The organism is Variimorphobacter sp. HTMS_6, from assembly GCF_059717775.1.
Map to the genome: position 1 here is coordinate 3,733,179 of NZ_AP046094.1, position 24,322 is coordinate 3,757,500.

The window sequence follows — 24,322 nt, forward strand, 5'->3', positions numbered from 1 at the left end:
ATGATGCCTTTGAATAATTTACACTAATCTTTTATGACAAAGCATCAAAAAGTTCAATGATTCTTTCTAATTCTTCGCTTGAATAATATTCAATTTCTATTGATCCTTTATTGTTATTCTTACGATGAATAGATACTTTAGTACCAACTTTATTTCTCATTTTATCTTCAATATCACGATAGATTAGGATGTCCTCATTAGTAGCAGCAATGTCCTTTTTTGGTTTGTCTTCTCCGATTTTCTTAACAAACTTTTCAACTTCTCTAACACTCATCTTTTCATCGAAAATCTTATTCGCTAAGCTATACTGTATCTCTTTATCTTCAATCGTAAGCAATGCCCTGGCATGACCACTGGTTATCATATCATCAATCAACATTTGTTGCACTCGATCATCCAGTTTAAGTAATCTCATCGAATTAGTAACGGCTGCACGGCTTTTCGATACACGTTCCGCAACTTCATCTTGTTTTAAATTAAACTCCTGAATCAACCTATGATATGTCTGTGCTTCTTCAATCGGATTGAGATCTTCTCTTTGAATGTTTTCAATTAATGCTACTTCAACAATTTCCTGAGGAGAATAATCTTTCACAATTGCGGGGATATCTTTCAGTCCTGCTAATCTTGCTGCTCTCCATCGTCTCTCGCCTGCAATTATTTCGTAATATTTGTCCTTCTTCTGCAAGATTAAAGGTTGTATTACCCCGTATTGCTTTATTGAGTCAGCTAGCTCTTGGAGTGCATCTTCATCAAATCTCTTTCTTGGCTGCGTACGATTTGGTTCAATATCACTTATACGGATAAATGTTTCACGTGAAACATTTTCCGTATTCTCCTTAGCATTCTCAATAATTTGCTCCGGAATCATAATATCTAAACCCTTGCCAAGTCCCTTTTTTACTGCCATATGAGACCTCCTTCATAGCATCTATTTTTTCTTTAATTTCGTTTTTTTCTTTTTTGATCTTTTATTATCAATCTCATCACTATCGTAATACTCAGCATTATCTTTTTCAATCACTTCCATGGCTAGTTGTCGATAACCTTCTGCTCCAGCAGACTTTGAATCATACAAGTTAATAGGCAAGCCGTGACTTGGTGCTTCTGCTAATCGAACATTTCTAGGAATAATTGTTTTATATATATTTTGCTTCAAATTACTCTTAACATTTTCAACAACCTGTAAAGAAAGATTTGTTCTAGCATCAAACATAGTAAATACTACGCCTTCCATCTCAAGCATAGGATTAAGTCTTTGTTTCACCAAATTAATTGTATGCATTAACTGTGTAAGACCTTCCAATGCGTAGAATTCACATTGTATTGGTACCAAAACTGTATCCGCTGTCGTCATAGCATTTACTGTTAATGTATTTAATGAAGGTGGACAATCTATGATAATGTAATCATACTCGTTCCTAATTTTTTCAACCTCTTTTTTTAATATGTATTCACGTCCTTCAACACCAATTAGCTCAATTTCTGCTCCTGCAAGATTAACATTTGAAGGTAATAAGTCAAGATATTTAATAGGAGTATTAATTCTGCAATCTTCTATGGAACACTCACCAATTATCATCTGATATATTGAATTCGTAATTTTTTTCTTATCAATTCCCAAACCGCTTGAAGTGTTTCCTTGAGGATCAATATCAATCGCCAGAACCTTTTTCTTCTTTTCGGCTAAACATGCAGATAAATTTATTGCAGTAGTTGTTTTACCGACTCCGCCTTTTTGGTTCGCGATAGCGATAATTCTTGCCATAATTTCTCCACCTCTCTTATCTTATCTTTAAGGCAATCAAACATATTTCATCCTGACTTACGCATCCCCTATTATATCATTAATTATTTATTATATCTAGTGCCTTTTCATAATCTAATCCATAATATCTATATTATATTTCTGTAATTGAATATAGAAATAACATTATTGATACTTCGGAAATTATATTCAATCTATATAGATTGATTTTAGAAATAATTGAATATATAAATATTCAGTGCAATCGGTATTCTAAAGTTAATTAATAATTTATAAATTGTATTGATGTTTATTCGTATAAATATTGTGAAACAACAATCCTTAATTATTTAACATACTATAGATAATGTTTCACGTGAAACATAGAGATATTACGAACTACAAATAATTATATTTGCTACATGTGAAACTGATAGACTATAAACGGTCAAAAAAATAGAATGTTTCACGTGAAACATTCTATCCCTATTCAAATTAAAATAATTCTACTATATTATTCTTTATTGCATAAACCGCAGCTTGTGTACGATCTGATACATCGATCTTTTTAAATATATTAGAAACATGATTTTTTACTGTCTTTTCACTGATGCTTAAGATGTAGGCAATCTCTTTGTTGAACAATCCTTCTGATATCAGTTTCAATACTTCAATCTCTCTTTTGGTCAGCGTTTCTTCTACAACCCCGATCTTATTGCTCTTTTCATCTAATTTCATTTTTAATAATGGAGCAAGCTCCGGTTGAATAAATACTTCTCCATTATGCACACTAAATATTGCTTTTTTTAGTACTGATGAATCAGAATCTTTTAACACATATCCATCAACACCAATTTCAACTGCACGCATTAAATATTCAACTTCGTTATGAATCGTTAATATTAATACCTTTACTTTTTTGTTATTATCCTTAAGATATTGAAGTACCTGTAGCCCGTTCATGATTGGCATATTGATATCAAGTAACAGAACATCTGTTTGTGTCTCGTTCAGTTCGTCAATACACATTTTCCCGTTACTAGCTTCGGCATTAACAATAATATCTCCATCCAATTCTAGCAATTGCTTTAATCCCTCTCTAACCATAGAATGATCATCTGCTATCATAATATTAATCGGCATGTTCATATATTTCCCCCTCATAAGTAGTTAGCGGTACTGTAATCGTAACTATCGATCCAATTCCCTTTTCTGATTTTATATCTAGCGTTCCTGATAATAACGAAATTCTTTCCTTCATAATTGATAGTCCAAAACTAGATGACGGTTCTGATGTGGTTTTGAGCATTTTCTTAGTATCAAATCCTACACCATCGTCTTTAATGATCACTTGAATACCTTTTTCATCATATCTAATATCAATATCGATCACTGATGCATTCGCATGTTTAATTACATTATTGCAGGTCTCCTGAATAATACGAAATAATGTCAGTCGAATAACAGGTAATATTTCAGTAGGCTCCTGATTAGAATTTACTATAACATGAATATTCTTTTGACTCATAAGTCGATTAGCAAAACGTTCTATTGTTATTGTTAATCCTAAATCATCTAAGGTCATTGGTTTTAAATTATAAATAATACCTCTCATGTCATTTATGATCAATTTTAGGGTATTAGACATAGTATTTAGTTCAAGTTTGGCACGAATACTATCGATATCAATCAATTTAACACAAAGTTCTGATTTATGTACTAAGCTGGTTAAATTTTGTACTGTAGTGTCATGGAGATCTCTCGCTATTCGTTGTCTTTCGTTCTCTTGCGCCTCCAATATGCCGAGACCATTATCTGATGTGTTTTTTTCTTCCTCTGTGGAATGTATCTGTTCCTCTTCCGGTTCTTTCGTATAAATTTCTTCAATTAACTGTGCGGCAATTTTCAATCCTTCAATTTTATCAGTCAATTCTAACATCTCTTCATTAATCTTTTCAATATTTCTCTGAATTTGATTTATCTGAGTTGCTAGTTCTTCATTATCATTTGTTTTTTCATAAATTGGAGAAAAGAAATCAATATTATGTGCTTTTGTACGATGATTCTCTGTTAATTCCTGTTCTTTCTCTTCCAGCAAATTAGTCTGATCTTTTAATTGCATTGAAATCGAAAAAAGTTTTTCCTCGTATTCAATAGCGATATCCTTGAGTAAATAATTTGTGTCTTTCTTTTCTTCAGTATTTACTTCTTCACTTTCAATTTTATTAATAGTCTTCTTGTCCATTTATTACAGGCTCCCTTTCATTACTGGGACGATTTAATCTGTCATTTAAAACGTCATTATTTATCGCTTTTCATCAGACTATATCGTAATTAATATAATTTATACGAATAACTAATTATATCATATAACATAATAACAAATATATAAAGGATTAAATTCGACCTATAAAATATTACTAATTTTATTATATGGGCCAAAAACTGATTAAATTGTTGATCTAATCCCATAAAATTTACCATACATACAAAAACGAATATAAAAGCTTTCCACCTTTACATTCGTTTTGATATATTTATCATATGGTCTCGAATTAATGCTTGCACTTACACATAGAACCCATATTAGTTAAATTTAATATCATCTTGATTTTTCCATCAATTTCTGATTCACTCTCTAAAACTGTAAACCCTACCCTCTCAAAGAATCCGACTACATTTCTTGGTGATACTAAGGATATCTCATCGATACCGGATAGTAAGGCCTTATTGATTAACATACGAATTGCAAAATCTCCATACTCCTTGTTCCTATAGTCCTTAAGAACTGATATATGTGCTACTTCACAGATATCACCATCATAAGTGATTCTTCCGGTTGCAACAGGAATCAGTTCTTCTGCCTGCTCTGATAACTTCTCTTCATATACCAGAACATGCATTGCATCCGGGTCATATCTATCAAATTCCTGCTCCTTTGGTACTCCAAGTTCTTCTACAAATACTTTAGTTCTTATATCATAAATTTCTGATAAATCATCACCATAGGACAACATCTTTCCTCGAATCATCTTTTTCACCTTTTCCTATCATAATCTTAAATTCATTTATTAAATGTGTTTTATAGTATTTCACAATCGACTAAAGTCGATATAATGTTCTATAGAGCTTCCTTGGTAGGCTTACCTGCACTTCTTGGATAATTTTTTGGTGTGTTTTTCGTCTTTTTAATCATAATTAAAGTTCTCTCAATATCTGTACCAGGTAATTGATATTCCTTTACAGACTCCAACTTGGCACCAAGTATTTTAAATGCATTTTCAGACTCTTTAATTTCATCGTCAACTTTACCAGACTTATAAGGAATAAAATATCCTTCCTTTTTAACAAAAGGCAGACAATACTCTGATAGGGATGAAAGCTTTGCCACTGCTCTTGATACGCATAGATCGAATTTTTCTCTATATATGGCTTCTCTACCATAATCCTCAGCTCTACCGTGAATTGCAGTTATCTTCTTTAAGTCTAGCTTCTCAATAACCTCATTTAAAAACGATATTCTCTTATTTAGAGAATCTAGTAACACAATATCGGTCTCGGGGTATACGATTTTTAGAGGAATACCCGGAAATCCTGCACCGGTACCAATATCGAGAATCTTCTGGTTTTTTAACTCAATCGCTTTTATTAAAGAAATGCTGTCAATAAAATGCTTTATGATTACTTCTTTAAAATCAGTAATCGTAGTTAAATTCATAACTTTATTCTTCTCTACCAAAAATTCATAGTAATCAATAAATTGTTGCTTCTGCTGAGCGGTTAACACAACACCTAAGTCATCCAATCCATTTTCAAATATAATCATATCAGGATAATTAGTATATACCATAATTGAGCTTCCTTACCTTCCTTTCGAATAACGATTAACTCTGATCTTCCTTCACGGGCCTAAGCTGTGATAAGTATACTAACAATACGGAGACATCTGCTGGAGACACCCCTGATATTCTGGAGGCTTGTCCAATCGATACAGGATGAAACATCTCCAGTTTTTGTCTTGCTTCAATTCTTAAGCTTGGAACATCCATATAATCGATATATTCAGGAATTTTTCTGTTCTCAAGTTTTTTAAACTGTTCTACTTGGCGTAACTGGCGGCTGATATAACCATCGTATTTGATGTTAATGTTAACCTGCTCAATTACATCCTCCGGTAATATACTTCTATCTTTATCAATATCTTCAAGTAACTCATAATTCAATTCGGGCCTACGGATTAACTCGGCCAATGTTGCAGCTGTATTCAGTTCAGAACTATTATGCTTCAATAACAATTCTTGAACTTCTTTATTTGCTCCAATATTGGTACGTTCCAGCCTTTTTATTTCCTTCTCTATAAGCTCTTCTTTCACTGTTAATTTCTGATAACGTTTTTCATCAATTAACCCAACTTCAAATCCCTTTTTGGTTAATCGGATATCTGCATTATCCTGTCTTAGTAACAGACGATATTCTGCTCTGGAGGTCATCATACGATAAGGCTCATGTGTTTCCTTTGTTACCAAATCATCAATTAAAACACCTATATAAGCCTCTGAACGATCCAATATTAACGGGTCTCTATTTAATAATTTCATCGCTGCATTAATTCCGGCTATCAAACCTTGGGCCGCAGCCTCTTCATATCCAGAGCTTCCGTTAAATTGTCCTCCCGCAAATAACCCTTCGACATTCTTAAATTCTAGAGAAGGTTTTAATTGCATCGGATTAATGCAATCATACTCGATTGCATAAGCATTTCTCGTTATATTTGCATTCTCAAGTCCTGGTACAGATCGATACATCTGATACTGGACATCTTCCGGTAGTGAACTGGACATACCTGCAATATACATTTCATTCGTATGATTTCCTTCCGGTTCAATGAAGACCTGATGACGATCCTTATCAGCAAATTTCATAACCTTATCTTCTATGGATGGACAATAGCGTGGGCCAGTACCCTTAATTGCACCACAATAAAGAGGAGATCGATCTATATTGTTGCGAATTATATCATGGGTATTCTCATTTGTATAAGTCAACCAACATGATATCTGTTCCTTATTTAAATCTTTAGGATCGGTTGTAAATGAGAATGGTACTACTTTCTCGTCGCCAAACTGCTCCTCCATTTTCGTAAAATCGATAGATCTACTATCAATACGAGCCGGTGTACCCGTTTTAAAACGATACATCTGTATCCCTAATTTCTTTAATGAATCCGTCAAATAGGTTGCTGATTGTAACCCATTTGGTCCTGTATGATTAACAACATCTCCATAGATACATCTTGCATTCAAATAAGTACCGGTACATAGTATTACTGCTTTACAAGGATATATTGCCCCTGAATATGTTTTGATTCCTGTGATTTTATTATCTTCTGCTATAATCTCTGTGACCTCAGCCTGCTTTAAAGTCAAATTTGGTGTGTTTTCCAAAATTAATCTCATTGATTTTGAGTATTCCGCTTTATCTGCCTGCGCTCTAAGTGAGTGAACAGCCGGGCCTTTTGATACATTTAACATCTTAGACTGAATATAGGTCTTGTCGATATTTTTACCCATCTCACCACCTAGTGCATCAATTTCACGGACTAGATGTCCCTTCGATGTTCCTCCAATATTCGGATTACAAGGCATCATCGCTATGCTTTCCATGCTAACTGTAAAAAGTAATGTATTTAAAGATAGTCGGGCCGAGGCTAATGCAGCTTCACAACCGGCATGACCGGCACCTACTACAATAACATCGTAGCTCTCATATACAAATGACATAAGTTCCTCCCATTCTAACCGTTTTTCACGGACTTTATATAGTAATCAAGTAGTTTGATTATTTACCCATGCAAAATTCTTTGAAAATCATATTTACCAGATCCTCTTCGACATTCTCTCCAATAATTCTTCCCAGCGCTTCATATGCATTCATCAAATCAATGGAGTAAAAATCCTCCGGCATTCCAGCTTCTATACTATTAAGAACCATCATTAAGCTCTGATTAGCCTCTAGAAATGCTTCCTTTTGCCTCTCATTTGTAATATATATTTCATCATTAAATGATATTTCGCCACCAAAGAACATCTCTTTTAACGTTTCTCCAAATAGAGAAAGACCGGTCTTGTCCTTAACTGACACATTAATCACCGTATGCGTTGTTTTTTCTTGTAGGTCTTTCATAGTAACCTTTGATTCAAGATCGGATTTATTTAATAATAGAATTGACTTTTTCTCTTTTATCATTTCAAGAATAACTTCATCATTTTGATCGAGTCCAGTTGAAGAATCCAAAACATAGACAATTAAGTCAGCATCCTCAGCAATTTTAAGAGCCTTTTCCACTCCAAGCTTTTCAATAATATCCTGTGTATCTCTAATACCTGCCGTATCGATAATATTCAGAATAATCCCGTCATAATTTATAGTCTCTTCCAATGTATCTCTTGTTGTTCCAGCAATATCGGTGACAATTGCTCTTTCTTCACCAACCAAGTAGTTCAATAAACTTGATTTACCAGCATTGGGCTTTCCAATAATTACTGTTTTTATTCCCTCTTTTATAATCTTACCGTTCCTAGACTCCTTCAGAATCTGTTCTATTACACTACGTTCCTTATGAATATGCTCCGTTAAATCTATATCAAAGCCATCTAAACTGATATGCTCCGGATCATCTAGCGCAGCCTCAATAAAAGCGATGTCCCTAAGGACATCTTCTCTAATATTTTTAATCAAATCAAGAACATTACCCCGTAATTGATTTAATGAATTTTTTAATGCCATTTCATTTTTTGCATGAATTATGTCACATACCGCTTCCGCCTGAGATAAATCAATTCGTCCGTTTAAAAAAGCTCTCTTCGTGAACTCACCGGGTTCTGCAATTCTTGCTCCATTTTTTAACACAACTTCTAATACTTTTCTTGTCACAACAATGCCGCCATGACAGTTTATCTCAACACTATCTTCTCTTGTATAAGTTGATGGTGCTCTCATGATAGCCACCATTACTTCATCAACCACTTTTTCTTCGTCGATAATAAAGCCATAATGAAGTGTATGGCTCTTTTCATTGGATAGCAGCTTATTTCCTGTTTTTGATTGATAGATACGATCAATAATTTGAAATGCTTCATCACCACTAATTCTAACTATGCTAATACCTGCATTGCTCAATCCTGTGGCAATTGCTGCAATTGTTTCTGTCTTCATGCCATACCTCCAATTCCGGTCTAATTCTTATTCATAATATATCATTATACAAAGATTCACAAGCAAAAAGTAAGAGGCTGTCGCAAAATGAATAATCCTTAAGAACAATGCTATATTCCCCTTATAATAAATGTGGTTAATTAGCAACATTGTATTTAATAGATTAACTTTTTGCAACAGCCCCTTACCGCATACATATGATTTAAACTGTTTCTACGCTTTCTTCTTTCTTTAACTTGCTTTCTTTGTACTTTTCATAATCCTTTTTATAATCAGTACTATAGTTCTTGTTATATCCGCTCTTGCTGGTGTTGTAAGGTTTTTTGTAACCACCCTTATTGCGATCACCATTGCTAAAATCTTTTTTATATCCTTGGGAAGGTCTATTGTTAGAATATTTGTTATCTCTTACTGACTTCTTAATATTAATAACCACTTTTCTAAAAGGCTCTTCTCCTTCAGAATAAGTTTCAACAAACTTATCATTCTGTAATGCGGAATGAATAATTCTTCTTTCATAAGGATTCATTGGTTCCAAAGATACCGGCTTTCTGGTTCTCTTCACTTTAAAAGCGATATTCTTTGCAAGATTTTCAAGTGTTTCTTTTCTTCTTGCTCTATAGTTCTCTGTATCCAATTTAACCTTAATATACTCTTCGTTATTCTTATTAATAACAAGACTTACAAGATATTGAAGGGAATCGAGAGTTTGTCCTCTTTTACCGATAAGAACACCCATCTCTTCTCCATTAATGTTAATCTCAACGGTTGCATTTTCTTTATCAAATTTAACTTGAATTGTTGCTGTAATGCCCATAGTCTTAAATACATCATCCAAGAATTTTTTAGCTGTATTTTCTAAAGTTGGTTTTACTCTTGCTTTAATTTTTGCAGGCTTACCAAACATGCCTAGAAATCCACTTGATTCTTTTTCAATGATTTCATATTCCATGTTATCTATTGTAGTGCCCAATTCCAGCATTGCATTAGTTAATGCTTCATCAACTGTTTTAGCGGTTATTTCTTTCCACTCCATACAATTGCCCCCCTTTACAGATTTTTATTTTTTAATAGATTTGCTATATCAGATATACTCTTCGGTGCATTTGAAGGTTGATCTTCGTCACTACTTTCAATGACTTCCTTATTATCAGTTTCAAGTTTATCTGTTACTGTATTCTCGATTGATTTTGTCTGTGTCTTAGCAATATCGCGTAATGAAACCCCATTTGCATTTGCTGCTTGACGACCTTTACCTTTTTTAGATGCTTTCGATACATTCTTCTGAATCAATTCATCAACATCAACTTTATCCAAATATTTATTTACAAAGTATTGTTGGATGATTGCAAATACACTACCAGCAATCCAGTATAAACCAATACCGATTGGGAATGAGATACAGAAGAACAATGACATAATTGGCATGATAACATTCATGGAATTCATAGCTGCAGCTGCAGGGTTATCCTTATTATCTGTGGTCGTTTTTGTTTGCATCTGTTTACCTTGGATAAACTGAAGCAAAGCTGCTAAAACTGGAATTATTAATGCAATTGAAGTAAATCCAGGGTGATTTGCTATATTCAAACCAAAGAATTCATTGGTATGATTAATTTTGTGTACATTTTGATTAATGGTATCTGTTAATTGAGGAATTTGTGATGATAAATCACTCCATTGTTTGTCCCCGTATTTTGCCAATATATTGATAATATGATTCGGATCACTCACATCCATCTTTACTGTAAGCTTTCCTGCTTTTGCAATTTCCTTCACCGTATTCGCATAATCAGCATGGGCAGCTACTTTTTCTGCGATTGGCTGATACATCGCTTTCACTTTACCAACATATGCCGGAATATTACTGATTACATAATATAATGAAAACATGATAGGCAACTGAATGATTACCGGTAGACATCCTGATGTAGGATTTGCACCATACTTTTCATAAACCGCCTGATTCTCTGCCTGCATTTTTCGAATGGATGCTTCGTCTTTTTTACCCTTATATTTTGCCTGAATTTTTTGAATCTCAGGGTTCATTCTAGATGATAATTTTGTAAATTTCTGTTGTCTGATGGTTAACGGAAGCATCGCTGCTCTCATTAAGAAAGTAAATATAAAAATACATAACGCGATATTCTGAATGCCAAATACATTAAAAAACGAATATATCGCATTCATGATAATACCTAATAGACTTATAATCGGTCCTAAAGGCCCACCTGTGGGTGTTAATAATGTAATCACGAATTTTTCCTCCTTAGAGCTATTGTCCAACTGACAATAGAATATACCTGAAGACTATTTTTATCTTCATTTTTAATTACGGTACTGGATCATATCCTCCCTTATGAAAGGGATGGCACCTCAATATTCTTCTTACAGCTAGATAAGATCCTTTAATTACTCCATACTTTTCCAATGCTTCAATGGCATACAAAGAGCAAGTAGGTACATAAATACAACTTGAAGTTCTCTTAAGAGGAGAAATATATTTTCGATAGAATTTAATTATCAAAATAAGAATTTTCTTTATAATCACTTCGATACCCCTACTATAACTATCTCTTATATGTTAATCTGTCCTTCTTTTCCAACTTTATGGAGCTTAATCAGGTGTAATAACGCACTTTTAATCTCACTGTAATCTTTTCCTTTTGCTCCTACTCGAGCAACAACGATAATGTCTAATCCACTTAATATACTATCCTCTGATAATCGATAGCTTTCCCTGATTAACCTGGTTATTCTGTGTCTCACAACACTATTGCCAACTTTTTTACTTACCGATATTCCAATTCGGTTGTAGTTGAATTCGTTTTTCTTTAAATACATAATCAAATACTTATTAGCATATGATTTTCCGGTACTATAAATTTCTCTAAATTCTTCATTCTTTTTTAACGATTCTGTATTATTCATTTCGCCTTGCCTTTTCCCTCTAATAAAACCTATTGCTTTATTAGTTTAATTCAATTTGGATAAACCGTACTCTATTCCATACATATATTAAAATAATAGATTCTCATATGCATAAAAATTGTACAACGAAAAATTACGTTGTCAAGAATTATAATACAAGTGAACTCGTCTAACATATTCATGTTACGAATTCACTTGTTATTAATTCACTGGTTAATATCCTGTCTTCTCAACACAAGACTGATAATTAAAATTCCTATTACTATGAATAGAAGAAAAGGTCACATAATTGCGACCTATGCTGAAAGCTTCTTTCTTCCTTTTGCTCTTCTAGCAGCTAAAACCTTTCTGCCGTTTGCTGTAGCCATTCTTGCTCTAAATCCGTGAACCTTAGAACGAGATCTCTTTTTCGGTTGGAATGTCATTTTCATTAATCTGCACCTCCTTTTAAACTGTACCGTGCATTTTGGTAAGCGAATTTTATCTTTTTATATTCAAAAATATCAGAGATAATCTTGAATTATATTATCATGACAAAATGAAAAGGCATACCTATTCACTTTGTATGCATATTGGAATATCACGTCTATTATAGTAGGAATACGCATTTCCGTCAAGTAAATATTTTGCTTAATAGTTATTCACACCCTGTGGAAATATGGATTTCTTCCTATATATATAGTAAAATGTTGATAATATTTAAACTTATGTGGATAATCTGTGTTTTTATATGATGTTTTATACTTGATTGCTTAGTTTTATACACATTGGACCCCTGTGTATAATGTGAAACTTTTTATCAACTTATTCACATTACAAAAAATCAATCTATTCTTAAAAATTGCATTTATCCACAGTATATAAGAAGAATGGCATATTCACCATTGAAAATTTAATAAATTTGTTATAAGATATAACTATGTGAGTATTAATGGAGGCTATAATGAAAAATTTAATTCAATCAAAATGGGATGAAATATTAAAATATTTGATATCCGAATATGGGATTACCGATGTTTCTTATACAACTTGGCTTAAACCGCTAAAAGTATATGATGTTGTAGATCATGTAATTACCATTCTTATAAACGATGAACGTATTGGGCCTCCGAGTCTTAATGTTATACGTAATAAATATGAACTTTTATTAAAGGTTTCTATTGAAGAAATAATGAATGAGCCTTATGAAATAAAATTCGTTCTTCAAAGTCAAATTGATACTGTTGAAAAAGCAGTGGAACCGGTTGTTAAGAAAAAGAGCAATGGTCCCACCTTTTTAAACCCAAGATATACCTTTGATACTTTTGTCGTAGGTGGGAATAATGAGTTTGCGCGGGCCGCAGCCTTGGCTGTTGCCGAAAACCCAGGCGAAATCTACAATCCTTTATTTATCTATGGTGGAGTTGGTCTTGGTAAGACCCACTTAATGCATTCCATTGCTCACTTTGTATTAGATCAAAACCCTGACACAAAGGTACTTTACGTTACCAGCGAAAAATTTACAAACGAATTAATAGATTCTATTCAAAGGAATACAACACATCAATTCAGAGAGAAGTACCGGTCCATCGATATTCTTCTGATTGATGATATTCAGTTTATTATAGGTAAGGAACGAACACAGGAAGAGTTCTTCCATACCTTCAATACCTTACATGAATCGAAAAGACAGATTATAATCTCCAGTGATCGCCCGCCGAAAGAGATGCTTACTCTGGAGGACAGGCTCCGTTCCCGTTTCGAGCATGGTTTACTGGCAGATATTCAATCCCCTGATTACGAAACAAGAATGGCAATCCTTCATAAAAAAGAAGAATTAGACGGATTAAAGATAGATGAAGAAGTAATAGGCTATATCGCTACGAATATTAAATCAAATATCCGTGAGCTAGAAGGAGCACTTACTAAGATTGTCGCTTTCTCCAGACTTAAGAAAAGAGAGCTTAATCTTATTTTAGCAGAAGAAGCATTGCAGGATATTATCTCTCCTAATGAGAAGAAAGTAATTACACCTGAATTAATTGTAGAAGTAGTATCAGAACATTACAATTTAACTCCCAATGAGATTTATTCGAAGGATAAGAGCCGTAATATATCTTATCCCAGACAAATTGTTATGTATTTATGCCGTAAATTAACTGATATGTCCGTTACTGAGATTGGTAAAGTACTCGGTAACCGTGACCATTCCACAGTTCTTCATGGTTGTGAAAAAGTATCTAATGATATTTCATCGGATTCCTCTTTACACAATACCATTGATGTATTAATAAAGAAGATTAACCCAGAATAATTAAGAAGTTGATAAGACGTTGATAATTGGTTGATAAATCGTTGATACTCTGTTAATGAATATTTTTTACATTTTATGTATATTAAACTATCCCGTGTTTTCCACATACTTTAACACGTATATTAGATTGGTTATCAATCCCGTTAGGCTCTTATTTTTAAGGCAAAAACACAGATATCAACATTTACACGACGCTTATTATTATGATTACTAAGAATCTTTTATATATTTATCTATTTAAACGCGAAGGGAGATTATACACAGATGAAAATCCAATGTCAAAAAGCGGATCTTTTAAACGGTGTTAATATTGTATTAAAAGCGGTACCCGTTAAATCAACAATGCCTATTTTAGAATGCCTGATTATAGAAGTAACGGATGAAAGTATTAAATTGATTGCAAATGATATGGAACTTGCAATTGAAACTATTATTAAAGGTACGATTATTGAAAAGGGTGTTGTAGCTTTAAATGCTAAGGTTTTTTCAGAGATTGTAAGAAGACTTCCAGAAAATGAAGTAAGTATTACTACCGATGAGAACTTTATTACAGAGATAATCTGTGAAAAAGCAAAATTCTCTATCTCTGGACGATCAGGAGAAGAATTTCCGGGACTCCCGAATATCGAAAAAGAAAATCCTGTTGTACTTTCACAATTTACATTAAAAGAAATTATCAGACAAACTGTATTCTCAATTTCGGATAATGAAAGTAATAAAATCATGACCGGTGAGTTATTTGAAATCAAAAAGAATGAATTAAGAGTAATATCTCTGGATGGTCATAGAATATCCATACGTAAAATCTTTATGAAGGATGACTATGAGGACCGAAAAGTTATTGTACCGGGAAAAACTTTAAATGAAATCAGTAAGATTTTATCAGGGGAAGCCTCTGCGACGGTACAGATTTTCTTCACCGATAAACATGCGTTATTTGAATTTGATCATACTGTTGTTTTAACCAGATTAATTGAAGGTGAATATTATCGTATCGATCAGATGCTTTCTAGCGATTATGAAACAAAGGTAACAATTAATAAAAAAGAATTACAAAGTTGTATTGAAAGAGCATCATTGTTAATTAGAGAGACCGATAAGAAACCAATCATCATAGATGTGAAAAATAACAACTTTGAATTGAAGATTAATACAGCAATCGGATCCATGAATGAAGAGATTGATATTACGCTGGAAGGTAAGGATGTTATTATTGGATTTAATCCTAAGTTTTTATTGGATGCATTGCGTGTTATTGATGATGAGAATGTAGATATTTATTTAATTAATGCAAAAGCACCTTGCTTTATCAGAGATAAGGATCAATCTTATATTTATTTGATCTTACCGGTTAATATTAATGTCGTAGCGTAATGTACACTGATAGGAGAAGAAAATTAATATGCAGCAAATTAAGTTAAGAGATGAGTTTATAAAATTGGGACAGGCTTTAAAGGCTGCGGGCCTAGTTGAATCCGGTGTAGTTGCAAAGATTGAAATTTTAGACGGTAATGTTAAAGTCAATGGAGCAGTAGAGATGCAAAGAGGAAAAAAACTCTATGACGGTGATATTGTTGAGTTTCAAGGAGAACAGGTTAAGATCGTTAAATAATTTTAGAAAAGACAGGAATACAAAGAAAAAGGAATGTTGGTGTTTATATGATCGTAAAGTCATTGGAGTTAAAGGATTATCGAAATTATAATGATCTTAACATACCTTTTTCCGGTGGTACCAATATATTGTATGGTGGAAATGCTCAGGGAAAGACAAATATTCTTGAAGCAATCTATCTATGTGGAACTACCAAATCCCATCGAGGAAGCAAGGATAAGGAAATTATAAAGTTTGATAGGGATGAGGCCCACATCAGGATATTTCTCGAAAAAAATCAAATAACCCATCGAATTGATTTACATCTAAAGAAGAATAGGGCTAAAGGTGTGGCCATAGACGGTATTCCGATTAAAAGACAAGGTGAACTATTTGGTATGCTTAACCTTGTGTTTTTTTCGCCGGAAGATCTTTACATCATAAAGGATGGCCCGGGCCAGAGAAGAAGATTTTTGGACCTAGAGCTGTGTCAATTAGATAAAATTTATCTAAGTGATTTGACTAGTTATAATAAAGTTCTAGAACAACGAAACAACTTATTAAAGCAAATTGGTTTCAATAGGGATTTATTGGATACACTTTATGTATGGGATAATAAGCTCCTAGAGTATGGGCTTAAACTCATCCAAACTAGGCAGGAATTTGTTATTAGGCTGAATGAATTGGTATATGGCATACATAAGAAGCTAACCGGAGATAAGGAAGAGTTACTAATTCAATATGAGCCGAATGTAAAAGCGGAAGATTTTGAGGAAAAATTAAAGAAGTCTTTGGACCGAGACTTAAATCTCAGGATGACGAATGTTGGTCCTCACAGAGATGATCTCAGTTTTATAATCAATAAAATTGATATACGCAAGTTCGGTTCGCAAGGCCAGCAGCGTACAGCTGCTTTATCATGCAAATTAGCTGAAATTGATTTAGTGAAAACAGTAATAAAAGATAATCCGATTCTATTATTAGACGATGTATTATCGGAATTAGATAGACAAAGACAAACTCATTTGTTAAACAGCATTGGAGATATTCAAACGATTATTACTTGTACCGGATTAGAGGAATTTGTAAGTCATCGATTTGATTATGATAGAATTTTTCATGTGGATCAGAGTGTTGTGACAAGTGAAAATAATTAAGTATGGCGAAACTTTATATAAAGGGGAGAATGATTAGTAACCGGAGGATTAACTTCAAGCTTAAGAAGGGAAGCTTCCACAAACAAAAGGAGAAATCCTTTTTAGAAACGGAGGAGAAATCCTCCCTAGAAACGGAGGATTGAATTAAGTATGAGTAATGAATACGGTGCAGAACAAATACAAATATTAGAGGGTCTGGAAGCGGTTAGAAAAAGACCTGGTATGTATATTGGTTCAACTTCATCGAAAGGATTACATCATTTGGTATATGAGATTGTCGATAATGCAATTGACGAGGCATTAGCAGGATATTGTGATACCATTACTGTAACCATTAATGAAGATAATTCAATAACAGTAGTAGATAACGGTAGGGGTATTCCGGTTGGTATTAACCAAAAGAAGGGAATTTCTACCGTTGAAGTCGTATTTACCATTTTACATGCAGGTGGAAAATTTGGTGGCGGAGGATATAAGGTATCCGGTGGTCTTCACGGTGTAGGAGCATCTGTAGTAAATGCTTTATCAGAGTGGCTGACTGTAGAGATTTGTGTTGACGGCAAGAAATATTCCCAGAGATATGAGAGGGGTAAGGCTCCTAAAAAGTTAGAAGAAATCGGTGATACCGATTGTAGAGGTACAACGGTTACATTTTTACCGGACAAAGAGATTTTTGAAGAAACGGTTTATGATTACGAAGTATTAAAGCAAAGACTTCGTGAGATGGCGTTTTTAACTAAGAATATTAAAATTGTTCTACAAGATAAAAGAGAAGAAGAATTAATAGAAAAGGAATTTCATTATGCCGGAGGTATCAAGGAATATGTAGAATACCTTAATCGTCATAAGGATCCTATTTATCCTGATATTATCTACTGTGAAGGACAAAAAGAAGATGTTTATGTAGAGGTTGCATTTCAGCATAATAATACTTATACCGAAAGTGTATATAGCTTTGTTAATAATATTACTACACCAGAAGGTGGTACACATCTGGCAGGATTTAAAAATGCCATTACAAAAACCTTTAATGATTATGCAAGATCAATGAAATTCTTAAAAGATAGTGATACAAACCTGTCCGGAGAGGATATTAGAGAGGGACTAACCGCAATCATTAGTATCAAGATACCGGAACCTCAGTTTGAAGGTCAGACAAAGCAAAAGCTTGGTAACAGCGAAGCGAGAGGCGCCGTAGATAGTACAGTCAGTGAGCAGTTAACCTATTATCTTGAACAAAATCCAAATGTCGCAAAGATGATATGTGAAAAATCAATTCTTGCGCAAAGAGCAAGGGATGCTGCTAGAAAAGCAAGAGATTTAACGAGAAGGAAAACTGCACTTGAAGGAATGAGCTTGCCAGGTAAATTAGCAGATTGCTCCGAAAAGGATCCTTCCAAGTGTGAAATTTATATCGTTGAGGGTGATTCAGCGGGTGGATCTGCAAAAACAGCTAGATCCCGAGCAACACAGGCAATATTGCCACTTCGTGGTAAGATTCTTAATGTTGAGAAGTCTAGACTTGATAAAATATTGGTGAATAATGAAATCAGAGCAATGATAACCGCATTTGGTACCGGTATCTCCGATGATTTTGATATTGCAAAACTACGTTATCATAAAATTATCATTATGACAGATGCGGATGTTGATGGTGCACATATCAGTACTTTGCTTTTAACTTTCTTCTATCGTTTTATGCCTGATTTAATTAAGCAAGGTTATGTATATATGGCCCAACCGCCGTTATACAAAGTGGAAAAGAACAAATTTCTTCGCTATGCATACAGTGATGAAGATTTAAATCAGATTTTAACCGAAGTTGGACGTGACGGTAATAATAAAATTCAGCGTTACAAAGGTTTGGGCGAGATGGATGCAGAGCAGTTATGGGAAACAACTATGGATCCGGAGAGAAGAGTTCTGCTTAGAGTAACAATGGATGAAGAAGAGTCTTCAGAAATTGATTTAACATTTACGACCTTAATGGGTGATAAAGTTGAACCAAGAAGAGAGTTCATAGAAGCAAATGCGAAATATGTTAAGAATTTAGATATCTAGTTTCGTGTGAATTAATAAAAAGCATAATTCATACTGTGAAGTTTGTGCCTGTATAATTCTTGGTATAAACTAATTCAAAGGAGATTTATGTAATGTAAGTTTGAACGGAGGAAAAGTAATGGATGAGAATATCTTCGACAAGGTGCATGATGTCGATCTGAGAAAGACGATGGAAACGTCTTACATTGATTATGCGATGTCAGTAATTGCAGCACGTGCACTACCCGATGTAAGGGACGGTTTAAAGCCGGTACAGAGAAGAATTTTATATGCAATGATAGAACTCAATAACGGGCCGGACAAGCCTCATCGTAAATGTGCTCGTATTGTCGGTGATACGATGGGTAAATATCACCCTCACGGCGATAGCTCTATTTATGAGGCACTTGTTAAGTTAGCTCAGGATTTCTCCACCAGATATCCATTAATAGACGGACATGGTAACTTTGGTTCCGTTGATGGTGATGGAGCAGCGGCGATGCGTTATACGGAGGCCCGTCTTAGTAAAATCTCGATGGAGATGCTTTCCGACATCAATAAAGATACGGTTGATTTCTCACCAAACTTTGATGAAACAGAAAAAGAACCAGTAGTATTGCCTTCTAGATATCCCAATCTATTAGTGAATGGAACATCAGGTATCGCGGTTGGTATGGCTACTAATATTCCTCCTCACAATCTGAGAGAGGTTATTAATGGTGTTCTTAAAATTATAGATAACCATATTGAAGAGGATAGAGAAACAGATATTGATGAGCTTTTAAAGATTATCAAAGGACCGGATTTCCCTACTGGAGCTGAAATTCTTGGAACTGCAGGCATAGAGGAAGCATATCGTACAGGTAGAGGAAAAGTCCGTGTTCGTGCAGTCACAGATATCGAAGCAATGTCTAACGGAAAAAATCGTATTGTAGTAACAGAGCTTCCATATATGGTTAACAAGGCTCGATTAATTGAAAAGATAGCAGAGTTAGTAAAAGATAAAAAAATAGATGGTATTACAGAACTTCGAGATGAATCTGACCGTACCGGTATGAGAATTGTAATTGAGCTTAGAAGAGATGTAAATGCGAATGTTTTATTAAATCATTTATATAAGCATACTCAATTACAGGATACTTTTGGTGTAATTATGCTTGCACTGGTTAATAACGAACCAAGAGTTTTAAACCTTTCTCAGATGTTAAATTATTATTTAAAACATCAAAAAGAAGTTGTAACCAGACGTACACAGTATGACTTAAACAAAGCAGAAGAAAGAGCTCATATTTTACAGGGATTATTAATTGCACTTGATAATATTGATGAGGTAATCTCAATTATTCGTTCCTCTCAAAACGGTGCGATTGCCAAAGAGCGATTAATAGAGCGTTTTGGATTATCCGAGGCTCAGGCTGGGGCTATTATTGACATGAGACTTCGTGCATTGACCGGTTTGGAACGTGAAAGACTGGAAAATGAATATGCAGAGCTTATGGCAAAAATAGCAGAGTATAAAGCAATCCTCGCAGATGAGAAGCTTTTACTTGGAGTAATTAAAGAAGAGATAACGTTTATCAGAGATAAATTTGGCGATGATCGAAGAACCTCTATTGGATTTGATGAATTTGATATCTCAATGGAGGATCTGATTCCGAATGAGAATACCGTAATTGCTATGACAAAACTCGGATATATCAAACGTATGACGGTTGATAACTTCAAGAGTCAGCATCGTGGCGGTAAAGGTATCAAAGGAATGCAAACCATAGATGAAGACTTTATTGAAGATTTATTGATGACAACCAATCACCACTACATCATGTTCTTCACGAACAAAGGTAGAGTATATCGTCTGAAAGCGTATGAGATTCCGGAATCCGGAAGAACAGCAAGAGGAACTGCAATAGTCAATCTCCTTCAGCTTTTACCGGAGGAAAGAATTACTGCAATTATCCCGATTAAGGAATATAAGAATGATCGTTTCCTCTTTATGGCGACAAAAGACGGAATCGTTAAAAAGACGCCGATGAAGGATTATGCAAATATTAGAAAATCAGGACTTCAGGCAATTAGTTTAAGAGAAGAAGATGAGTTGATTGAAGTAAAATCAACGAATCATCTGAAAGATATTATCTTGGTAACAAAGAACGGTATGTGTATCCGCTTTAATGAGCGTGATGTAAGACCAACCGGACGTACTTCAATGGGTGTAATTGGTATGACATTAACCGGCGATGATCAGATTGTGGGAATGCAGCTGAGTACCCAAGGAGAATACTTACTATTCGTATCAGAAAATGGTTTAGGAAAACGTACCTTTATGGATGAATTTACAGTGCAACGCCGTGGAGGTAAAGGTGTTAAATGTTATAAGATTACCGAGAAGACAGGTGAAGTAATTGGTGTTAAAGCAGTAAATACCGATAATGAAATTATGATGATCACAACAGAAGGTATCGTTATTCGATTAGCGATAAATGATATCTCCGTATTAGGCCGAATTACTTCTGGTGTGAAACTGATGGCAATTGATCAGGAAACTGATATTAAAGTTGCACGTTTTACAAAAGTTCGTGAAAGCGATGCAGCTTCTGAGGATGAACTAATTAAAGAGTTGGAAAAGGAACTGGATGAAGAGGATGTTGTTATTGATCCATCCCAGCTTCCGGAAGAAATCTATAGTGAAGAAGACGTGTCCTTAGAGAAGTTACTGGAACGAGCAAATTCAGAAGAACCTTCTGATAACAGTGAAGAATAATTAATTAGTTTAACACCAGGTAATAGAATAACCAAGCTTTGTGAAGGAGTTTACATGAGAAGCTTACACACGGATGAAATTATTAAAAATATAAAAGAAATGTGCATCGAAGCCAACTATAAGTTGGCTTCTGATGTAGAAGAACGAGTTAGAGGGGCAAAGGAAGCGGAAACCTCTACGCTCGGTAAGCAGATATTAGATCAATTAGCAGAAAATTTAGATATTGCAACCCAGGACCTAATTCCAATCTGTCAAGATACCGGTATGGCAATTATCTTTATGAAAATCGGTCAACAAGTCCATATTGAAGGAATGAATCTGGAGGATGCCATCAATGAAGGGATACGCCAGGGTTATAAAGAAGGATATCTAAGAAAATCTGTTGTGTCGGATCCGTTAATTAGAGAGAACACCAAAGATAATACTCCCGGTATCATTCATTATGAGATTGTTACAGGTAATAAGATTGAGATCACTGTTGCTCCAAAGGGGTTTGGCAGTGAGAACATGAGCCGTGTTTATATGTTGAAACCATCTGACGGTGTAGAGGGTGTTAAGAATGCAGTTATTGAGACGGTAAAACTGGCAGGCCCAAATGCGTGTCCACCGATTGTAGTTGGTGTTGGTATTGGAGGAAGCTTCGAAAAATGTACGCTATTAGCGAAGAAAGCACTTGCAAGAAGTATGAATCAACCTTCTCAACTGGAGCATATAAAAAATTTAGAAGAAGAACTGCTGAAGGAAATTAATCAGTTAGGAATTGGACCTGGAGGTCTAGGAGGTAAAACAACGGCACTGGGTGTAAACATTGAAACATACCCAACACATATAGCCGGATTACCTGTAGCGATTAATATATGTTGTCATGTCAATCGACATGTTAACAGGTCAATATAATACAATCTCATTAATATTATGGGTCAACTACTGTAAAACAATTAATTATAATTACATAATATCTGGGATGAAGGGAAGAATAAATATATTGTTTTTATTACTTCCTTGGATACATTATTAAGATGTGTATGAATTACGTATATAGAAAGCGGATGAAAGAGGAAGCTGATATGGATAAATACATTAATACACCCTTGACAACGGAAAAAGTGGAAGGATTAGAAGCTGGTGATTATGTTTATATTACCGGTACGATATATACAGCCAGAGATGCAGCTCATAAAAGGATGTTTGAAACAATGAAAGAGGGTAATAACATTCCTTTTGAGTTAAGTAATAACATCGTCTATTATCTTGGCCCTACACCAGAGAGAGAGGGGCAGGTTATTGGATCAGCAGGACCAACTACAAGTTCAAGAATGGATAATTACACTCCCTTATTATTAGATCAAGGATTAAAAGGTATGATTGGTAAAGGTAAGAGAAGTAAGGAAGTAATTGAATCAATGGTAAAAAACAAAGCAGTGTACTTTGCTGCGGTTGGTGGAGCAGGAGCTCTTCTATCGAAAAGAATTAAGGCGTCGAAAGTGATAGGCTACGATGACTTAGGAACAGAGGCAATTAGGGAGCTTTATGTAGAGGATTTTCCGGTAATTGTCGTTGTTGATTCAAAGGGTAATAATTTATACGAAATAGTAGTGCAAAATTGTTGACAAAATTAAGACTATTTGCTATACTAAGTCTTGCTTCTGTGTGAAATCACAAAGGTATATTTAAATTAAAAGAATTATTTCTTGATTATCGGGAATTTGTCTTTTAATAATTTAATATTTTAATATTAAGTTCTGTTTCTGGAGAAATACTCAAGAGGCCGAAGAGGCGCCCCTGCTAAGGGTGTAGGTCGGGTGACCGGCGCGAGGGTTCAAATCCCTCTTTCTCCGTATCAATTAACTGAATAATTTCAGTATCAAAAAACCTGCTAACCATGCAGGTTTTTTGATGTTCAATCATACTTCTGGATCAACTAAATCTATTCACTCATTCAATTTACATCCCAGTATATATAAATATTTACAAAATAATGAAAAATATAATATTTTATGGTAGTTTTTATGCTACAATATGTGAAAGTTAATTTTTAATATTTAGTGTAAGGTTTGATATTGAAGGGGGATTTAATGTGGGGGATAGTAAGGAAATAAATAATAACAGATCTATCAATAGTGTTTCATCTAAAATTATTTTGGGACTAATATTAACATTTTTTCATATTAATATATTTGATTTACATCTTGATACATATCTGCCATTTATTGGACTATGTCTATTAGTAACAGCTGCATGGCAATTACGTCATGAAACAAAACAATTTAAATATATGTTTATAACAGGAATCGTTCAACTGGCTATTATGGTAGCCGGATTTGTTATATCAGGAACTAAAATTAGCCAAGATTTATCAATTGTATTTTTGTTTACATTCGTAAGTAGCATTTTCGCAATTGCTACTTATTGTTGGTTATCAAACGGAATGGCTCAGTTAGTAAGGAAAATCAATAAAAATGAGAATAATAAAATTAATGAATTAGAAAGGGTTACATCTATTAGTAAGGTTATTGCGAATGATGTTATTGCTGAAAAGGTAAATAATTGCAGTTACATTTATATCACCATTTCTATTGCAATGTTG

The 24,322-nt window shown here is 34.1% G+C and carries 22 protein-coding genes and 1 tRNA gene (1 of these 23 running past the window's edge); 10 read left to right on the top strand and 13 right to left on the bottom strand.

The window, feature by feature from the left end:
* Window positions 1-31: 31 nt before the first annotated feature.
* From AC6IWN_RS16840 to rpmH, 13 genes are all read right to left on the bottom strand, one after another.
* A complete protein-coding gene (locus AC6IWN_RS16840; RefSeq protein ID WP_497988984.1) occupies window positions 32-910 on the bottom strand; it encodes a ParB/RepB/Spo0J family partition protein in 879 nt (292 codons plus the stop codon).
* A 21-nt stretch (window positions 911-931) separates the two neighbouring features.
* The gene (locus AC6IWN_RS16845; protein ID WP_497988986.1) at window positions 932-1,768 is read right to left on the bottom strand and encodes a ParA family protein; all 837 of its coding nucleotides are present in this window, start codon (window positions 1,766-1,768) and stop codon (window positions 932-934) included.
* A 474-nt stretch (window positions 1,769-2,242) separates the two neighbouring features.
* The gene (locus AC6IWN_RS16850; protein ID WP_497992219.1) at window positions 2,243-2,890 is read right to left on the bottom strand and encodes a response regulator; all 648 of its coding nucleotides are present in this window, start codon (window positions 2,888-2,890) and stop codon (window positions 2,243-2,245) included.
* A complete protein-coding gene (locus tag AC6IWN_RS16855; RefSeq protein ID WP_497988988.1) occupies window positions 2,880-3,992 on the bottom strand; it encodes a sensor histidine kinase in 1,113 nt (370 codons plus the stop codon). Before AC6IWN_RS16855 ends, AC6IWN_RS16850 begins: the two co-directional genes overlap by 11 nt.
* 310 nt (window positions 3,993-4,302) lie before the next feature.
* Window positions 4,303-4,779, bottom strand: a complete 477-nt coding sequence (locus AC6IWN_RS16860) for a GNAT family N-acetyltransferase (RefSeq protein ID WP_497988990.1) — start codon at window positions 4,777-4,779, stop codon at window positions 4,303-4,305.
* Window positions 4,780-4,868: 89 nt separating this feature from the next.
* Window positions 4,869-5,597 carry a 16S rRNA (guanine(527)-N(7))-methyltransferase RsmG gene (gene rsmG, locus AC6IWN_RS16865; protein ID WP_497988992.1) on the bottom strand — a complete coding sequence of 243 codons (729 nt, stop codon included), beginning with the start codon at window positions 5,595-5,597 and terminating at the stop codon, window positions 4,869-4,871.
* 34 nt (window positions 5,598-5,631) lie between these two features.
* Complete coding sequence (gene mnmG, locus AC6IWN_RS16870; protein ID WP_497988994.1) at window positions 5,632-7,527, bottom strand: tRNA uridine-5-carboxymethylaminomethyl(34) synthesis enzyme MnmG; 1,896 nt, start codon at window positions 7,525-7,527, stop codon at window positions 5,632-5,634.
* Between the two features lie 58 nt (window positions 7,528-7,585).
* Window positions 7,586-8,962: a tRNA uridine-5-carboxymethylaminomethyl(34) synthesis GTPase MnmE gene (gene mnmE / locus AC6IWN_RS16875; RefSeq protein WP_497988995.1), complete on the bottom strand. Its 1,377-nt coding sequence runs from the start codon at window positions 8,960-8,962 to the stop codon at window positions 7,586-7,588.
* A gap of 202 nt (window positions 8,963-9,164) precedes the next feature.
* Window positions 9,165-9,998, bottom strand: a complete 834-nt coding sequence (gene jag, locus AC6IWN_RS16880) for an RNA-binding cell elongation regulator Jag/EloR (protein WP_497988997.1) — start codon at window positions 9,996-9,998, stop codon at window positions 9,165-9,167.
* A gap of 14 nt (window positions 9,999-10,012) precedes the next feature.
* Complete coding sequence (locus AC6IWN_RS16885) at window positions 10,013-11,218, bottom strand: YidC/Oxa1 family membrane protein insertase (RefSeq protein WP_497988999.1); 1,206 nt, start codon at window positions 11,216-11,218, stop codon at window positions 10,013-10,015.
* 76 nt (window positions 11,219-11,294) lie between these two features.
* Window positions 11,295-11,507, bottom strand: coding sequence for a membrane protein insertion efficiency factor YidD (gene yidD, locus AC6IWN_RS16890; RefSeq protein WP_497992220.1), 213 nt, complete (start codon window positions 11,505-11,507; stop codon window positions 11,295-11,297).
* Between the two features lie 32 nt (window positions 11,508-11,539).
* A complete protein-coding gene (rnpA, locus tag AC6IWN_RS16895) occupies window positions 11,540-11,893 on the bottom strand; it encodes a ribonuclease P protein component (RefSeq protein ID WP_497989001.1) in 354 nt (117 codons plus the stop codon).
* A 296-nt stretch (window positions 11,894-12,189) separates the two neighbouring features.
* Window positions 12,190-12,324: a 50S ribosomal protein L34 gene (gene rpmH / locus AC6IWN_RS16900; protein ID WP_497989003.1), complete on the bottom strand. Its 135-nt coding sequence runs from the start codon at window positions 12,322-12,324 to the stop codon at window positions 12,190-12,192.
* A 512-nt stretch (window positions 12,325-12,836) separates the two neighbouring features.
* Here rpmH and dnaA point away from each other — a divergent pair.
* The 10 genes from dnaA to AC6IWN_RS16950 all read left to right on the top strand — a co-directional run.
* Window positions 12,837-14,186, top strand: coding sequence for a chromosomal replication initiator protein DnaA (dnaA, locus tag AC6IWN_RS16905; protein ID WP_497989005.1), 1,350 nt, complete (start codon window positions 12,837-12,839; stop codon window positions 14,184-14,186).
* A 264-nt stretch (window positions 14,187-14,450) separates the two neighbouring features.
* Entirely contained in the window at window positions 14,451-15,560 is a 1,110-nt protein-coding gene (dnaN, locus tag AC6IWN_RS16910; RefSeq protein ID WP_497989007.1) for a DNA polymerase III subunit beta, read from the top strand.
* A 28-nt stretch (window positions 15,561-15,588) separates the two neighbouring features.
* On the top strand, window positions 15,589-15,798 hold the full coding sequence (locus AC6IWN_RS16915) for an RNA-binding S4 domain-containing protein (protein WP_497989009.1): 210 nt from the start codon (window positions 15,589-15,591) through the stop codon (window positions 15,796-15,798).
* 47 nt (window positions 15,799-15,845) lie between these two features.
* Window positions 15,846-16,934 (top strand): DNA replication/repair protein RecF, encoded by a 1,089-nt coding sequence (gene recF / locus AC6IWN_RS16920; RefSeq protein ID WP_497989011.1) that lies wholly within the window; start codon window positions 15,846-15,848, stop codon window positions 16,932-16,934.
* A gap of 150 nt (window positions 16,935-17,084) precedes the next feature.
* Window positions 17,085-18,995, top strand: coding sequence for a DNA topoisomerase (ATP-hydrolyzing) subunit B (gyrB, locus tag AC6IWN_RS16925; protein ID WP_497989013.1), 1,911 nt, complete (start codon window positions 17,085-17,087; stop codon window positions 18,993-18,995).
* Window positions 18,996-19,113: 118 nt separating this feature from the next.
* Window positions 19,114-21,735, top strand: a complete 2,622-nt coding sequence (gene gyrA / locus AC6IWN_RS16930) for a DNA gyrase subunit A (protein WP_497989015.1) — start codon at window positions 19,114-19,116, stop codon at window positions 21,733-21,735.
* Between the two features lie 54 nt (window positions 21,736-21,789).
* Window positions 21,790-22,632: a fumarate hydratase gene (locus AC6IWN_RS16935; RefSeq protein WP_497989017.1), complete on the top strand. Its 843-nt coding sequence runs from the start codon at window positions 21,790-21,792 to the stop codon at window positions 22,630-22,632.
* 170 nt (window positions 22,633-22,802) lie between these two features.
* Window positions 22,803-23,345 carry a Fe-S-containing hydro-lyase gene (locus tag AC6IWN_RS16940; protein ID WP_497989018.1) on the top strand — a complete coding sequence of 181 codons (543 nt, stop codon included), beginning with the start codon at window positions 22,803-22,805 and terminating at the stop codon, window positions 23,343-23,345.
* Between the two features lie 140 nt (window positions 23,346-23,485).
* Window positions 23,486-23,573: transfer RNA gene (locus AC6IWN_RS16945), tRNA-Ser, on the top strand.
* A gap of 239 nt (window positions 23,574-23,812) precedes the next feature.
* On the top strand, window positions 23,813-24,322 hold the 5' portion of the coding sequence (locus AC6IWN_RS16950; protein ID WP_497989020.1) for a hypothetical protein. It continues 945 nt past the right edge of the window; the window shows 510 of its 1,455 coding nt (coding positions 1-510); the start codon lies at window positions 23,813-23,815; its stop codon lies beyond the right edge, outside the window.